Source organism: Accumulibacter sp. (assembly GCF_029255145.1).
Lineage (GTDB): Bacteria > Pseudomonadota > Gammaproteobacteria > Burkholderiales > Rhodocyclaceae > Accumulibacter.
Genome location: NZ_JAPUVQ010000129.1, coordinates 1 through 15629, shown reverse-complemented (window position 1 = coordinate 15629; position 15629 = coordinate 1). Strand labels below are relative to the sequence as shown.

The following is a 15629-nucleotide window of genomic DNA, read 5'->3' as shown; positions in this document are numbered from 1 at the left end:
TCAGAAGCCCGAATTGCGACGTTTTCACCACAAATCACCCTGCGGCTATCAATTCTTCATCGCTCGGAAATCCGTCCAATCCCTTGCTGCTGTTGGGATGAAGGGGTTTTCGGTCACGCACTAGATAGCTCTGGATTACGCGCGAGTCGAGCAAGTCGCCGGTGATCAGCGTTAGCAGCAGCAGGACATCCCAGATCAGGTAGAGGAACTCCCCCCGGGAACGCAGCTCGAGATCGACGAACTGCAGCGGCGGGATGCCACTGATCCCGGTGAGGCCGCCGAGCGCGCCAAGGTTGCCAAAACGATAGTAGAGGGCAATCCCTCAGGCGATCGTCCCAGCGGCAGGAAGTGACCGGAAAGCCACAGCGTGATGTACAACTCGGGCAGCAGCAGTGGCGCCGCGACCAGTGCGCCGGCGAATAACAGGAGAACGAACTTGGCCTGCCGGCGGCTGCGGCTCATTCTTCCTCCACGTGCCGGGTGATCCGCGAGCGCCCGAGCAATACCGGGATGATGGAGGTGAACGCGATCACCTCCTTGAACGCGCTCGCCCAGAACCACGAAACGACTCCGGGAGGCCAACCAGAATGGCGTCGGCGGCAGCCATCGGATAGCTGGCCAGGCCACCGATGATCGCCCCGACAAAGCCCTCGAGCCCGATCAGAAAGCCCGAGTCGTAGTAGACGGTGGTGATCGGCGAAATCAGGATCCCGAGAAAAGCACCTATCGCCGCCGCCAGGGTGAAAAACAACATCCCTGCCAAGGCCCCGGAAATGCCCATCAGGCGCGCACCGGTGCGGTTGATCACGGTCGCTCGCAGGGCCTTGCCGTAAATCGTTCGCTCGAAAAAGAAGAAGAGCGCGACGATCAGCATCAGGCTGGCGACCACCACCACCAGCGTCTGGCCCTGCAACAGCGCATCGCCGACTTCGAAGCTGATGCCGGTGAAGGCCAGCGTTCGCGAACCCTCGGCACCGAAGAACGGCAGGCCAAGCCGATCAGGGTGACGTGTACCACCACCGAAACGATCAGCAGAACCAGTATCGATGCCTCGGCAATCGGCTGGTAGGCAAGGCGACAGATCATCGGCCCCAGCGGCACCACCAGCATCAGCGCCAGCAAGACCTGCAGCGGCAACGGCAAGCTGGCCGGCGACACCGCGACCAGTGCGCCGGCGAGCCCTCGATCAAAACGATCACGGTGCCCAGGCCAAGCAGCAGCCAGATCGTCGCCGGTAGCGCGCCAGCCTGCAGGCTGGCCAGGGTCTGCGCGCCAAAGGCGACAAACTCGCCTGGTGGAATGAAGGTCACGCGGTAACGGCGAAAGCCTGGACCAGCGCCAGCAGCGCGTAGATCGCGCCATAAGTGATCGCGTCCTGGGCCAGGATAAAGGCAATCTGCAAATCCATCAACGCTAATCCAGTGGCCATTCCGATCGGGACTCCGGCCGGTTCCAGCCTTGCCGTGTTGGCAACGGAGGATCTGAAGCACGCACCGCAGGGCAGCAAGAAACGGCGCGCCGGCTGCCTAATTTCACGAGTTGCCAGTTGCCGTCGACGATCTCGACCATCACCCGCGAGCGCTGGTCGAAGCCGAGGTGATCCTGCGCACTCATGTTGAAAACACCGTAGGCGGCAGTCACGCTCCTGGTGTCTTCAAGCGAGTCGCGCAGCGCTTTGCGGAACTCCGGTGTCCCGGGCCGTGCCTTCTTCAGCGCCGCGGGAACGGTATTCGACAACAACGGGCCGGAGTCCCAGGCGTGCGCCCCAAGAGTCGATACGCTACCCTGGCCGTGTGCAGCCTCGTACTTCTTGACATAATCGAGCGCCACTTTTTTGACCGGATTATTGTCCGTCAACTGCACCGCTACCAGCACCGAACCGGCAGGCAGGAAAGTTCCGTCGCAATCTCTGCCGCAAACCCGCAGAAAGTCGGCGTTGGCCACACCGTGCTTCTGATACATCATTCCCTTGTAGCCCTTGTCGTTGAGCGACTTGTACGGCAGCGCCGCCAACCGGAACGGCGTCCGGCTTGGCCGAGAGGATCTTGAGCACCTGGCCGGTTACCGAGCTATCGGAGCGATTGAAGCGTTCGTTGCCGACGATCTTGATCTTGCGCGCCTCGCCGATCTTCGAGAACTCGTTCCACCAACCTTCGCCGTAGGCGTCGGCAAAGCCGACGTAGGCGCCAGTCTTGACCTTGTTGTTGGTCGTGCGCTCGACAATCGCCGTCGCCATCTGGGCGTCGTTCGGCGGCGTCTTGAAAACCCAATGACGTTTGGCGTCGATCGGATCGATAATCCGGGCCGAAGCGGCCATCGCGATCATCGGCGTTTCGGCCTCGGCGACGACGTCGATCATGGCCAGCGAGTTGGGCGTGATGGTCGACCCGATGATCACGTCGACCTTGTCCTCGGCGATCAACTTGCGCGTGCTCTTGACCGCCGCGGTGGTATCGGATGCGTCATCGAGGACGATGTAATTGACCTTCTGGCCGGCGATGGTCGTCGGCAGCAGCGCGAAGGTGTTCTTCTCGGGAATGCCCAGCGAGGCGGCTGGCCCGGTCGCCGAAAGCGTGACGCCGACGCTGATGTCGGCATGAGCAGCGCTGGCAAACCCTCCCGCCAAGAGGACCAGGAGCCCGGCTATTGAATTCTTGATCTTCATTGTCTCCCCCAGCATGATTGATCGCTGCGTTTATCGGTCCGATGATGCCGTGGTCTGCCTTGCGGCACGCTCCATTGCGCGGCGGGAGCGGGACGCACGACAAGCTCAAGCCAAGGTGTCGTGGGCGAATTTGACGATAAAGACACTGACCACGCACAAGAACACCTTGCGGACAAAGCCGCTGCCGTGCCGCAGCGCCAGACGGGTGCCGAGCAAGGAGCCGAGGACGTTGCAGCTGGCCATCAGCACCGCGGCGAGCGGCAGGATATGGCCATGGGGCAGAAAGAAACCAAGCGCCGCCAGGTTGGTGGCGACGTTGACGACCTTCGACGCGGCCGACGCGTGCAAAAAATCAAAGCCGAAGAAGCGGACGAAGAGGAAGATCAGGAAGCTGCCGGTACCGGGACCGAAGAAGCCATCGTAGAAGCCGATCGCGCCGCCGACCGTCAGCGCGTAGGCGAACTCGTGGCGGCCGCTGTGTTGCGGCCGATGAATGGTGCCAAAGTCGCGGTTGCTGAAGGTATAGACGGCGGCGCCGACGAGCAGCAGCAGGATCAGCGGCCGCAACAGCTCGGGTGGCAACCAGGCGACGGCCATGGCGCCGAGATAGGACGAAGCGAACGCGGCGAGCGCTGCCGGCAAGGTCGTTCGCCAGGGCATCCGCACCCGTCGCGCGTAGCGCCAGGCGGCGTTGCTGGTTCCGAAGACGCTGGCGAACTTGTTGGTCCCGAAAAGCATCGCCGGTGCCGCGTTCGGCAGCGCTGAGAACAAGGCGGGAATCTGGATCAAACCGCCGCCACCGACCACCGCATCGATGAATCCTGCGAACAGGGCCGCCGTTCCGAGCGCTACCAGCAGCGAGTAGGCAACCCCATCGATCGGCATTCAGCGTTGCGCGACGAAAAAGATCCGCTTGAACGGAAACAGCGTATGCCCATCGGCACCGCGTGGGTAGACGATCGCCAGTGGCGCCCGATAGGCGGCCAGGAAGTGCTCGGCAGCGTCGACGTCGAGGCGCGCGAGATAGGGTACCAGGGTCGTTCCCTTCATCCATTCGACGATCGCATCGTTGCCGCTGAGCGCCTGCCAGTAAGTCGTCTCCCACACCTCGAGGTGGCGGCAGATTGGCGCCAACAAGCGGTGGTAATCGGCGGCTGACAGCACCTTGCCCATCTCGATGCCGCCGAGGGTCTGCTGCCAGCGATAGTCATCAGCCAGCTTGCGCAGGATCCGGTGCGACGGCGAACTGAAGTTCGACGGCATCTGGACCGCCAGCACACCACCCGCGGGCAGTTGATCGATCAGCCGCGGGAGCAGGTGTTGATGATTGGGAAGCCAGTGCAGGGCGGCATTGGAAAAGATGAGGTCGGGTTGCGTGACGGCGTCCCAGACAGCGATGTCGATCCGCTGCCACTCGATCGACGACGGCGCCGACGACGCCTTCCGAAGCATCGCCGGATCACTGTCGACACCCGTTATTGCGGCCTGAGGCCAGTGTTCGGCGAGCAAGCGGGTAATGTTGCCGGCACCACAGCCGAGGTCGACAATGCGGGTCGGCGACTTGCCGCCAAGCCGGGCAATCAGATCGAGCGCCGGCCGCCGCCGGGCTTCGACGAATTTCAGATATTGCGCGGGATCCCAGTTCATCGCCGATCTCCTTTCGATTGATGGCGTGCGGCGAATACCGATAAGCCGACTATTTGCCAATGCAGAAGCGCCCGAAGATCTCGCCCAGCAGGTCGTCGGCGCCGAATTCGCCGGTGATTGACGCCAGCGCCAACTGCGCCAGGCGTAGTTCCTCGGCGAACAGTTCGAGCCGTGGCAAGCGTTCGCGGGCGTCATCAAGGTGCTGGCGGGTTTCGGCCAGGGCGCGTAGGTGGCGTTCGCGGGCGATGAAGACGTCTTCCGCTGGTTGCCAGCCGGCAATTCGCAGCAGCGCCTGCCGCAGCAGGTCGATTCCCTCGCCGGATTTTGCAGAAAGCGATATCGCCGTGCCATCGCCTTGGTCATGGCATTCGGAGCCGGCGCCGGTCAGGTCAATTTTGTTGAACACGGTCAGCTTCGCCAGGTGCTCGGGAAGCTGCCCGACAATCACTCGGTCGAGGTCGCTGACGCCGGTACGCGCGTCGACCAGCAGCACAACCACATCGGCGCGGTCGATTTCGCGCCAGGTACGCTCGATACCGATCTGCTCGATTGGGTCTTGGGTTTCGCGTAGCCCGGCGGTGTCGATCACATGCAGCGGGATTCCTTCGACCTGCAGGGTGCTGCGCACCAGGTCGCGGGTGGTGCCTGGCAGCGGCGTGACGATCGCCAGGTCGTCGCCGGCCAGGCGGTTAAGCAAGCTCGACTTGCCGACATTGGGCTGGCCGGCGAGGACGACGTGCAGCCCTCCGTGCAGCAAGCGCCCTTGCCGGGCACGGCCGAAGACGCGGGCCAGGCGCTGTTGCAGGCGATCCATACGACCCGCCGCATCGGCCGCTTCGAGGAAGTCGACTTCCTCGTCCGGGAAGTCGAGGGTCGCTTCGACCAGGGCTCGCAGCTCGATCAGCTCGGCCAGCAAGGCGTTCACTTCGCGGGAAAAATCGCCCTGCAGCGAGCGCACGGCGCTGCGCGCCGCCGCCGCTGTCGCGGCGTCGATCAGGTCGATGACCGCTTCGGCCTGTGTCAGGTCAAGCTTGCCATTGAGGTAGGCGCGGCGGGTGAACTCTCCGGGCTCGGCGAGCCTCGCGCCAAGTTCGAGGCAGCGGGCCAGAAGCAACTGCATGACGACCGGACCACCGTGAGCGTGCAGTTCGAGGACGTCTTCACCGGTGAACGAGTGCGGTGCGGGAAAGTACAGCAGCAGACCGCTGTCGATAACGCGGCCATCGACAGCGCGAAACTCGGCGACAGTCGCCAGGCGGGCCTTCGGTCGTTTACTGCTCAGGGTCTCGGCGAAACTAAGGAGACCGGCTCCTGAGACCCGGACGATGCCGATCCCACCGCGACCGGGAGCGGTCGCTATGGCGGCAATCGTCGTTGCCGCTTCTCCCGCCTCAGGCCTTGGCGTCGTTGGCGGCTTTTCCGCCACTCTCGACCATCCGCGTGATCTGCCACTGCTGCGCAATCGAGAGGGTGTTGTTGACCACCCAGTAGAGCACCAGACCGGCCGGGAAGAAGAAGAACATGGCGCCGAAGATGAACGGCATCATCATCATCACCTTGGCCTGGATCGGATCCGGCGGCGTCGGATTAAGCTTGGTCTGGATCAGCATCGTGGCCACCATGACCACAGGCAGGACATAGTACGGATCGCTGGCTGACAGATCGGTGATCCAGAGGATCCACGGTGCATCGCGGATTTCGACGGCGCCAAGCAAAGCCCAGTAAAGCGCGATGAACACCGGAATCTGCACCGCGATCGGCAGACAGCCGCCCAGGGGGTTGATCTTTTCGCGCTTGTAGAGCTCCATCATTTCCTGATTGAGCTTCTGCCGGTCGCCAGCGTAACGCTCTTTCAGAGCAACCAGGCGGGGCGTTACGGTGCGCATCTTGGCCATCGACTTGTAGCTTGCAGCCGATAGGGGAAAGAACAACAGCTTGATGCCCACGGTCAGCAGGACAATCGCCCAGCCCCAGTTGCCGACCAGTTTGTGGATCGCCTGCAGGCACCAGAAGATCGGTGCGGCAACTACTTTCAGCAGGCCGTAGTCTACGACCAGCCACAGACCCTGCGCGCCAATGCCCCCTTCGGACTTGGGCAGTGCCAGATGGTCGAGAATGGTCTGCACCTGTGGGCCGGCATAAAGCGGAACAGAAAGGGCAACCTTCGATCCCGGCGCTGCCACCGGCACCGGCACGATCACTCCCGCCCTGACGGTGGGATCGACGCTGCCGTCAAGTTTCTGCATATAGAACTCGCGGGGCAGCTTTTCGGGAGGGATCCACGCCGAGACGAAATAGTGCTGAACCATCGCGATCCAGCCATTGTCCGCCTTGCTGGCGAACTTGGCCTTGCCGCTTTCGATTTCCGAGAAAGTTACTTTTTGAAATTTTTCTTCCTCGGTATAAACCGCCGGACCGGTGAAGGTAGACACCATCCTGCTCTCTCCCGCGGGAGCAGTGACGTCACGCTGCAATTGGTAGTAGGCGTTTAAAGCCACATCCCCATCACTCGTGTTATCGATCTCCTGGGTAACATCGATCAGGTAGCTGCCGCGGGTGAAAGTATAAATCTTGGCGACTTTGAGGCCCTTGACAGGTGGTGCTTCGAGGCGAAGCTGAATGGTATTGGCAGCGCTCGCCAGTTCTCTGGTGCCGGGTACCGGCGAGAAAACGGTGTTGTGGTTCGGCAAACCGTCGCCGATCAAACCGCTTTGGGCGGCATACCGGTGTCGGGCTTCAAACAGCGCGAAGTGCTTTCTGCCGTTTTCGGTGTCCTTGTAGTCGTTGAACACCAAGCGGACGATGTCGCCCCCCTGCACCGATATCTCGGCGGTAAAGAGGTCGGTCTTGACGGTAACGGTTTCGGCGCTCTTGGCGGTGGCGGCGGTCGCTTCCGGCGCTCCTGGAACAGGAGCCTGCAGGCTCGCCGAGGGCTGCGGTGTGGAACGATCGACCGCACTGGCGCCAACCGCAGAGATGGCTGGCTTGGGTTGGTTGTACTTTTGCCAGGCGTCCCAGAGCATGACCAATGAGAAGGAGAAGACAAGCAGCAGGAGCAGGCGTCGGTTATCCATGAAAGCCTATACGATTCGATTGTTGTTCAGGGCACGGGGTCAAAACCGCCCGGGTTCCACGGATGACAGCGAAGAAGCCGTTGCAGGGCAAGTATGGTGCCCTTGCCAGCGCCATGCTTGGCCACGGCTTCGGCAGCATATTCTGAACAGCTGGGAAAAAAACGGCAACGACGCCCGAGCATCGGGCTGAGCGCGTATCGGTAAAAGCCTATCAGGGCAAGCAGAATCTGTTTCATCGACTCATTGTTCAGCTGCGATCAGCTTGCCAAGCAGCCGCTGAATTTCCTGCGCCAGGGCTCTCCGATCCAGCGCTTTCGGCTTTGCTGCCAGACGCAGCACGAGGTCGTTGGGGCGCAGACGGGCGCGCAGCAAGCGGAAGCCTTCTCTGGCCAGTCGCTTGACAAGGTTGCGGTCGACGGAACGGCGCAGGAAGCGCTTGGCGACGACCAGTCCAAGCCTGGCGCCTGAGGCGTCAGCGGCAACACGAGGGCAGTAATGTAGCAGGAAATGTTGGCTTTTCAGCACCCTCCTGAAACCAAAAACGGATGAGTACTCATCCGTTTTCAACAGCCGGTAGTGCTTTGGAAAACTCGTATTCGCTACCCGGTGATCATCGGCACGGTCACCTCCGGCGCTCAAACTGCCAAACGGTGGCGACCTTTCGCACGACGGGCTCTAATCACGGCCCGACCGCTGCGGGTAGACATGCGGACGAGGAAGCCGTGCGTACGCTTGCGGCGCACGACGGACGGTTGATAAGTACGTTTCATGGTTGAACCCTTGGAAGCAACACGAAGTGAACTGGTGATTAGACAGTCTCCGGGCGAATTTTGTCAACACCATATTTTCGGCGATGCTGTGGATAACTGTCGGGCAACGGGTTAGAATTGCCCCTTTGGCGCTTCCAGAACAGACAAGAACAACGGTCCCCAGAGATCGTGTCAGGTCTTCGCCAACGGCAAACTCGGTCGCCTTTCCTGGCCAGAACAGTGCTTTATATATCTGATTTAAAATATATTGTGTTTCTAATGGCGGCCTTTCTCGGCGCCTTTGGGCGCTCTACTTCCGGATTTCAACCGATGACCGTGGATGAGTAGTTTCTGGTCCTTCTGCCTGAGCCAGTTCGAGCAGGAACTTCCTCCTCAGCAGTTCAATACCTGGATTCGCCCGCTTCGCCTGGAGGGCGAGGAGGATGGCGACTGCGCCCGCGGCTTGCGCCTGCTGGCGCCGAATGGCTTCATCCTGAAGTGGGTCAAGGAGCGCTACCTGACGCGAATCGAAGCAATGGCCAGCGAACACTTTTCCATGCCGATGAGCATTGCCTTAAGCCTGGGTACACGCGCCGGAGACGACGCAAGAACCAACGCAAGCGCCGATCCTGGCCCGACCAGCGGCAGGGGCGCGCAGGACGGCGGCGCAGCCGCGCTGGCGGTGGCGGTCAAGAACGTCGCGCTGGCTGAGAAGGGGCGCTCAGCCTACGAAAAAACCCGCTTGATCCAGAGCTTCACCTTCGACAACCTGATCGTCGGCAAGGCCAACGACATGGCCCGGGCGGCTTCCCGGCAAGTGGCCATCAACCCCGGCGAGACCACCTACAATCCCTTGTTCATCTATGGCGGTGCAGGCCTGGGGAAGACCCATCTGGTGCACGCCATCGGCAATCATATCCTGGACAATCACCCCGAGAAGGTCGTCCGCTATGTGCACGCGGAGGATTACTATTCCGACGTCGTTCGTGCCTACCAGCAGAAGTCCTTCGACGTATTCAAGCGCTACTACCGCTCGCTCGACGTGCTGCTTCTCGATGACGTGCAGTTCTTCAATGGCAAGAACCGTACTCAGGAGGAATTTTTCTATGTTTTCAATGCACTGAGCGAGACAAGAAAGCAGATTGTAATCAGTTGTGATACTTATCCAAAGAATATTTCAGGCCTCGAAGACCGTCTGGTGACCCGCTTCGACTGGGGGTTGACGGTGCAGATCGAACCTCCCGAGATCGAAATGCGGGTCGCCATTCTGAAGAAGAAGGCCGAGGTTGATGGCGTGGCACTTGACGACGAGGTCGCTTTCTACATTGCCAAACATCTCCGGTCGAACGTTCGCGAACTGGAAGGGGCGCTCAAGAAGGTTCTTGCCTACTCGGCGTTTCATGGGCAGCGAATCTCCCTGGATCTGGCCAAGCAGGCTCTGAAGGACGTCATTGGTGCGGTCAACCGGCAGCTGACGGTGGATAACATCCAGAAGACGGTCGCGGATTATTTCAAGATCAAGGTGGCAGACCTGTTTTCGCGCAAGCGAACGCGGGTGATCGTTCGCCCTAGGCAGATCGCCATGTGGTTGGCCAAGAATCTGACGACCCTGAGCTACCCGGCAATCGGCGCAGCGTTCGGCGGTCGAGACCATACCACTGTCCTGCATGCCGTGCGGACCATCGACGACTTGAGGACCAGGGACAACGACCTCAACCATGATGTGCACGTTCTTGAGCAGGTTCTGAAAGGATAGGCGTGCGCTGTATAAGTCGGTGGGAAAGTAGCCGACAAGAGGTGGAAAACGCGAACAATAAGCCGCTGTGGATAAGTTGTTCAATTCTGTGCACAGCGGCATACGGCCTTTCTTCAGCCTCAAAGCGATTTGTAGTTTAATGAATTAAAACAGTTTTTATGTGTTATCAACAGATCTGTTCGGACCATAGTCTTTATAGGACTTATATATATGCTTCTTATCAATACGAGACGCGACACTCTCCTGGCACCTTTGCAGGCGGTTTCTGGAATCGTCGAGAGGCGTCATACACTGCCGATTCTGTCGAACGTCTTGCTGGAAAAGACGGGCGATGTCCTGACGCTTTTGGCCACCGACATCGAAATCCAGATCACCAGTTCAACGGGTGGCGCGAGCGGAGAAGGCAACGGAGCGGTCACAGTTGGCGCTCGCAAGCTGCAGGAGATTCTGCGTTCCTTGCCCGAAGCCGCCGAAGTGAGCCTGACCCTTGATGACCGGCGGCTGTTGGTGAAGGCAGGGAAGAGCCGCTTCAGCCTGCAGACCCTGCCCGCAGAAGATTTCCCCGGCATGGCCCTGGTCGATGGTGAAGCGATGCGGCTGACTTTGGCGCAGAAGGAATTTCGCAGATTGCTGGGGCAAACGCAGTTCGCCATGGCTGCCTTGGACGTTCGCTATTACCTGAATGGCCTGTTGCTGCTGGTGGACGGAAGCGAGCTGCGGGCAGTGGCCACCGATGGTCATCGACTGGCCTATGCCAGCATGCCGCTTGAGCATCCTCCCGGGGCCTTGCGTGCCGAGGGGGCTGGGCGCCAGGAGCTGATCTTGCCCCGCAAGACGGTGATCGAGCTCTATCGGCTACTTGGCGACAACGACGATCCGCTAACCGTCGAGATGCTGCCCAATCAGATCCGCTTCCGGTTTGGTCAGATCAATCTGGTCTCGAAGCTGATCGATGGCCGCTTCCCGGATTACCAGCGGGTGATCCCGGCGAGTCTGAAGAACGTCGTTTCGGTAGGGCGCGCTGCGCTGCTGCAGTCGATGGTGCGGGCGGCGATTCTGACCAACGAGAAGTTTCGTGGCGTGCGCCTGATGCTCTCCGAGGGAAGTCTGAGGATCATGGCGGCAAACGCCGAGCAGGAGGAAGCGTTGGAGGAGATCGAGGTCGATTACAGTGGGGAAGCCCTCGACGTCGGTTTCAATGTGGCCTATCTGCTCGATGTCCTGAACAACCGCTCGGAGGAAACCATTGAGTGGGGTTTCAACGACGCCAACTCAAGCGCGCTGCTGACTATCCCCGGCAACGAACGCTTTCGCTACGTGGTGATGCCCATGCGAATTTGACGTCACGCGCGATGCGGTAAGGGGGACAAGGGCTTGAAGCCAAGCAGTGGATCGAAAGCGATTGAGGAAAATGACTGAAGATAACGAACAGCCGGCCTACGATGAATCAAGTATCCAGCAGTTGGAAGGCCTGGAAGCGGTTCGCAAGCGCCCGGGAATGTATATCGGCGATACCTCCGATGGAACGGGTCTGCACCACATGGTATTCGAAGTGGTCGACAACGCGATCGACGAGGCTTTGGCTGGCCATTGCGACGACATCGTGATCACCATCCACGCCGACAATTCAATTTCGGTAACCGATAATGGGCGCGGCATTCCCACCGGGATCAAGTTTGATGACCGCAACGAGCCGAAGCGCTCGGCAGCCGAGATCGTGATGTGTGTGCTGCACGCCGGCGGCAAGTTCAACCAGAACTCCTACAAGGTTTCCGGTGGTCTGCACGGAGTCGGCGTATCGTGTGTCAACGCGCTTTCGAAGTGGCTGCGGCTGACTATCCGCCGTGACGGCAAGAAGTACTTGATGGAGTTTCATCGAGGGTTGGTGCCCGATCGCTTGATCGAAATTCAACGGGGCGTTGAGGTTTCACCAATCAGGGTTGTTGGCGAGACCGAGAAGCGCGGTACCGAATTGCACTTCATGGCCGACGAGGAGATTTTCGGCGAAGTCGAGTTTCACTATGAAATCATCGCCAAGCGGTTGCGCGAACTGTCGTTCCTGAATAACGGCGTGAAGATTCGTCTGATTGACCAACGCAGCGGCAAGGAAGAAGATTTCGCCTTCCTTGGCGGTGTCCGCGGATTTGTCGAGTACATCAATCGCGCCAAGTCTGTGCTGCACCCGAATGTCTTTCATGCAGAAGGTGAATCGCCGACCGCCAATGGGGTGATCAGCGTCGAGGTGGCGATGCAGTGGAATGACAGCTACGCCGAACAAGTGCTGTGTTTCACGAACAACATCCCGCAGGCCGATGGCGGAACGCATATGACCGGCTTGCGGGCGGCGATGACCCGGGTGATCAACCGCTATATCGAAGAACACGAGATCGCCAAGAAAGCCAAGGTCGATATCGCCGGTGACGACATGCGGGAGGGGTTGGCGTGCGTGCTGTCGGTGAAGATGCCCGATCCGAAGTTTGCTTCGCAGACCAAGATGAAGTTGGTTTCGTCGGAGGCACGCCCCGCCGTCGAGGAGGTGGTAGCGGCCAAGTTGACCGAGTTTCTGCAGGAACGCCCGCTCGACGCCCGGGTAATCACCGGCAAGATCATCGAAGCCGCGCGGGCTCGCGATGCCGCTCGCAAAGCCAGGGAGATGACCCGTCGGAAGGGATTGCTCGACGGCGTTGGTTTGCCTGGCAAGCTTGCCGACTGTCAGGAGAAGGATCCCGCCTTGTGCGAGCTTTATCTGGTCGAGGGAGATTCAGCCGGCGGTTCGGCAAAGCAGGGTCGCGACCGCAAGTTCCAGGCCATTCTGCCGCTCAAGGGAAAGATTTTGAATGTCGAAAAGGCGCGTTTTGACAAGCTGATCTCGTCGCAGGAAATCGTCACGCTGATAACCGCGCTCGGTACGGGTATTGGCAAAGACGAATACAAACCCGAAAAGTTGCGCTATCACCGCCTGATCATCATGACCGATGCGGACGTCGATGGTGCACACATCCGTACGCTGTTGCTGACCTTCTTCTATCGTCAGATGCCCGAGCTGATCGAGGGCGGCTATATTTATATTGCTCAACCGCCGCTGTACAAGGTCAAGCACGGAAAGACCGAGCGTTACATCAAGGATGATCAGGCCCTGAAGCAGTTTCTGCTGTCGCTGGCTCTCGAAGGCGCGGCGTTGACGCCGATGGCCGGGGCTCCAGAGATATCTGGCGCCGCGCTGGAAGAGCTGGCACGCGAGTACTTGCTCGCTGAGGCAGTGATCAACCGTTTGTCGCACCTGATCAATCCAGAAGTGCTGCACGCCTTGATCGACGGAAATCTGAAGGTCGATCTGGTTGACGAGGCCTCGGCCGTCGCCAGCGGAAGGGCGATCATGAAAGCGGTCGGTGACAAGCTGGAGATCACAATCAATGCGCGTTACGACGATGCACGGGAACGCTGGCAGCTGCGGCTCGAGAAGATGCTGCATGGCAATCTCAAAGTCGGCGTCATCGACGATGATCTGCTGGTCAGCGGTGATTATGCGCAGCTGCGCAAGACCGCGGAAACCCTGGCAAATCTATTCGGTCCGGGCGGGGTGGTCGTACGTGGCGAGAAGAGGCAGACGGTAAGCAGCTTCGCCGAAACCATGCAATGGTTGCTGGAGGAAGTCGAGCGCAGTGTCAGCAAGCAGCGCTATAAAGGTCTCGGTGAAATGAATCCGGAGCAGCTCTGGGAAACGACGATGGACCCGAAAGTACGGCGCCTCCTGAAAGTCCAGATCGAAGACGCAATTGGTGCCGACGAAATCTTCACGACGCTGATGGGTGAATTGGTCGAGCCGCGCCGTAACTTCATCGAGACCAATGCTCTGGCAGCTCGGAATATTGACGTGTGACGAGGTGTTGCTTGCCGAGCGACACGTTTCAGCCATCGTCCCGGCGATGATCGTTGATTTCGTTGCGGGTGGTCAGCGCCACGCGCCGCGCCTGCTCGGCGAAATCCTCGCCACCGCCGGCATAGAGGATGGCACGGGAGGAATTGATCAGCAGGCCAACACCTTTGGCGGTGCGGCCCGCCCGGACGGTCGCTTCAATATCGCCGCCTTGGGCACCGATGCCGGGGACCAATAGCGGCATGTCGCCGGTCAGCGCTCGCACACGGGCGATTTCGGCCGGGAAGGTGGCGCCGACGACGAGTGCGCACTGGCCGCCCTGATTCCAGTCGTCGTGCACCAGGCGGGCAACGCGCTCATAAAGTCGCTCTCCGCCGACATCGAGGAATTGCAGGTCGCTGCCGCCAGGGTTCGACGTTCGGCAGAGCAGGATGACGCCTTTGTCGTCATAACGCAGAAACGGCTCGACCGAATCGCGCCCGAGATAGGGATTGACCGTGATCGCGTCCGCCTTGAAGCGCTCGAAGGCTTCGACTGCGTACTGCTCGGCGGTACTGCCGATGTCGCCACGCTTGGCATCGAGGATTACCGGCGTTGCCGGATGCTGCTTGTGAATGTGCTCGATCAGTGCTTCGAGCTGGTCTTCCGCGCGGTGTGCTGCGAAGTAGGCGATCTGGGGTTTGAACGAGCAGGCAAGGTCTGCCGTAGCGTCGATAATCGCCTTGCAGAACTCGAAAATCGCCTCCGGCTTCCCGCGGAGGTGGGCAGGGAAGCGCTTCGGGTCGGGGTCAAGGCCGACGCATAGCAGGCTGTTGTGATCGCGCCAGGCGGCGTTGAGGGCGTGGATGAAGTTCATTGGTGGGCAGCTCTCGGGCATCGTCGGAAAGCTGTCATTCTAGGAGCAATGTCATCAGCGCGGCGGTGTTGTCGGCTGGTGATTATTGCCGACCCGGGAATCGCTGCCGGCAATTCAACACTGACGATGCTTGGAGAAGGTAAACTCGGTGCTTTCGCACGAGGGAGTTGCCTTGAAGAGACTCAAGCACGACGACTACCTTGCCCTGCGTGCCGGCGCCACCGTTCTCGAGGCCGATAGTTTCGGCGACAAGGTGTTGCGTCTGGCCGATGGAACGATGCTCAAGTTCTTTCGCCGCAAGCGCTGGTTGTCGTCCGCCGTATGGTATCCGTATGCCCAACGTTTTGCGGACAATGGCGAGGCGTTGCATCGACTTCGCATACCGGCGCCGGTGATCATTGAGGTCTGGCGTATTCCGTCGATCGGCAGGGATAGCGTGCACTACCACCCACTTGCCGGGCAGACGCTGCGTGAAATCATCGCCGAGGGCGTGGATCCGAAGGCCGAACAAGCGCTGAAGGACGCTTTCACTCGCTTTGTCATTCGGCTGCACGATTGCGGTGTCTATTTTCGCTCGCTCCACCTGGGCAATGTCGTGTATACGCCGGACCAAGAGTTCGGATTGATCGACATCGCCGATGCCCGGATTGGTCGGCGTCGTCTGAGCAGGCAGCTGCGTGCACGAAACCTGAGGCGGCTGCTGGATAGCGCAGGCGAATGCGACTGGGTGGATTTTCAGTCAGTGGTGAACGGCGCTTTACAAGAAAGGCCTCGAAGCCTATAATGCGCGCTTCTTTCGAGGGGGTATAGCTCAGCTGGGAGAGCGCTTGCATGGCATGCAAGAGGTCCGCGGTTCGATCCCGCGTACCTCCACCAGCAGTTCGAGAGAAGTTCATTCCGGGTCCCCATCGTCTAGAGGCCCAGGACACTACCCTTTCACGGTAGGTACCGGGGTTCGAATCCCCGTGGGGACGCCACCAGTTCCCCGCTTTTAACGAGCGGGCT

At 60.1% G+C, this 15629-nt stretch carries 12 protein-coding genes, 2 tRNA genes and 2 pseudogenes; 6 read left to right on the top strand and 10 right to left on the bottom strand.

Annotated elements, in window-relative coordinates:
- Positions 1–458 precede the first annotated feature (458 nt).
- The 9 genes and pseudogenes from Q1L50_RS15380 to rpmH all read right to left on the bottom strand — a co-directional run bounded on the left by Q1L50_RS15380 (position 459) and on the right by rpmH (position 8156).
- Positions 459–1408 (bottom strand): annotated as a pseudogene (locus Q1L50_RS15380) (branched-chain amino acid ABC transporter permease).
- A gap of 122 nt (positions 1409–1530) precedes the next feature.
- Positions 1531–2665, bottom strand: a pseudogene (locus tag Q1L50_RS15375) (ABC transporter substrate-binding protein); the annotation flags it as partial.
- A gap of 105 nt (positions 2666–2770) precedes the next feature.
- Positions 2771–3550 carry a TSUP family transporter gene (locus Q1L50_RS15370; RefSeq protein ID WP_300340227.1) on the bottom strand — a complete coding sequence of 260 codons (780 nt, stop codon included), beginning with the start codon at positions 3548–3550 and terminating at the stop codon, positions 2771–2773.
- Positions 3551–4312, bottom strand: a complete 762-nt coding sequence (locus Q1L50_RS15365; protein WP_300340225.1) for a methyltransferase domain-containing protein — start codon at positions 4310–4312, stop codon at positions 3551–3553.
- A gap of 49 nt (positions 4313–4361) precedes the next feature.
- Positions 4362–5738, bottom strand: a complete 1377-nt coding sequence (mnmE, locus tag Q1L50_RS15360; RefSeq protein ID WP_300340223.1) for a tRNA uridine-5-carboxymethylaminomethyl(34) synthesis GTPase MnmE — start codon at positions 5736–5738, stop codon at positions 4362–4364.
- Positions 5704–7386 carry a membrane protein insertase YidC gene (gene yidC / locus Q1L50_RS15355; protein WP_300340221.1) on the bottom strand — a complete coding sequence of 561 codons (1683 nt, stop codon included), beginning with the start codon at positions 7384–7386 and terminating at the stop codon, positions 5704–5706. The genes mnmE and yidC overlap by 35 nt, the downstream gene beginning before the upstream one ends.
- A gap of 26 nt (positions 7387–7412) precedes the next feature.
- Positions 7413–7622, bottom strand: coding sequence for a membrane protein insertion efficiency factor YidD (yidD, locus tag Q1L50_RS15350; protein ID WP_300340219.1), 210 nt, complete (start codon positions 7620–7622; stop codon positions 7413–7415).
- Between the two features lie 4 nt (positions 7623–7626).
- The gene (rnpA, locus tag Q1L50_RS15345; protein WP_300340216.1) at positions 7627–8025 is read right to left on the bottom strand and encodes a ribonuclease P protein component; all 399 of its coding nucleotides are present in this window, start codon (positions 8023–8025) and stop codon (positions 7627–7629) included.
- A complete protein-coding gene (rpmH, locus tag Q1L50_RS15340; RefSeq protein WP_291993540.1) occupies positions 8022–8156 on the bottom strand; it encodes a 50S ribosomal protein L34 in 135 nt (44 codons plus the stop codon). The genes rnpA and rpmH overlap by 4 nt, the downstream gene beginning before the upstream one ends.
- Before the next feature lie 319 nt (positions 8157–8475).
- Between rpmH and dnaA the strand changes: the two genes are divergently transcribed.
- The 3 genes from dnaA to gyrB all read left to right on the top strand — a co-directional run bounded on the left by dnaA (position 8476) and on the right by gyrB (position 13771).
- On the top strand, positions 8476–9891 hold the full coding sequence (gene dnaA, locus Q1L50_RS15335; protein WP_300340211.1) for a chromosomal replication initiator protein DnaA: 1416 nt from the start codon (positions 8476–8478) through the stop codon (positions 9889–9891).
- 210 nt (positions 9892–10101) lie between these two features.
- Positions 10102–11232 carry a DNA polymerase III subunit beta gene (dnaN, locus tag Q1L50_RS15330; RefSeq protein WP_300340208.1) on the top strand — a complete coding sequence of 377 codons (1131 nt, stop codon included), beginning with the start codon at positions 10102–10104 and terminating at the stop codon, positions 11230–11232.
- A gap of 70 nt (positions 11233–11302) precedes the next feature.
- Positions 11303–13771: a DNA topoisomerase (ATP-hydrolyzing) subunit B gene (gene gyrB / locus Q1L50_RS15325; protein WP_300340206.1), complete on the top strand. Its 2469-nt coding sequence runs from the start codon at positions 11303–11305 to the stop codon at positions 13769–13771.
- A 28-nt stretch (positions 13772–13799) separates the two neighbouring features.
- On the opposite strand, the gene pyrF is transcribed toward gyrB, so the two are convergent.
- Positions 13800–14624, bottom strand: a complete 825-nt coding sequence (gene pyrF, locus Q1L50_RS15320) for an orotidine-5'-phosphate decarboxylase (protein WP_300340203.1) — start codon at positions 14622–14624, stop codon at positions 13800–13802.
- A gap of 172 nt (positions 14625–14796) precedes the next feature.
- On the opposite strand from pyrF, the gene Q1L50_RS15315 reads away from it, so the two are divergent.
- From Q1L50_RS15315 to Q1L50_RS15305, 3 genes are all read left to right on the top strand, one after another.
- The gene (locus Q1L50_RS15315) at positions 14797–15408 is read left to right on the top strand and encodes a toluene tolerance protein (RefSeq protein WP_300340201.1); all 612 of its coding nucleotides are present in this window, start codon (positions 14797–14799) and stop codon (positions 15406–15408) included.
- A 16-nt stretch (positions 15409–15424) separates the two neighbouring features.
- Positions 15425–15500: transfer RNA gene (locus Q1L50_RS15310), tRNA-Ala, on the top strand.
- 25 nt (positions 15501–15525) lie between these two features.
- Positions 15526–15601: transfer RNA gene (locus tag Q1L50_RS15305), tRNA-Glu, on the top strand.
- Positions 15602–15629: the final 28 nt, after the last annotated feature.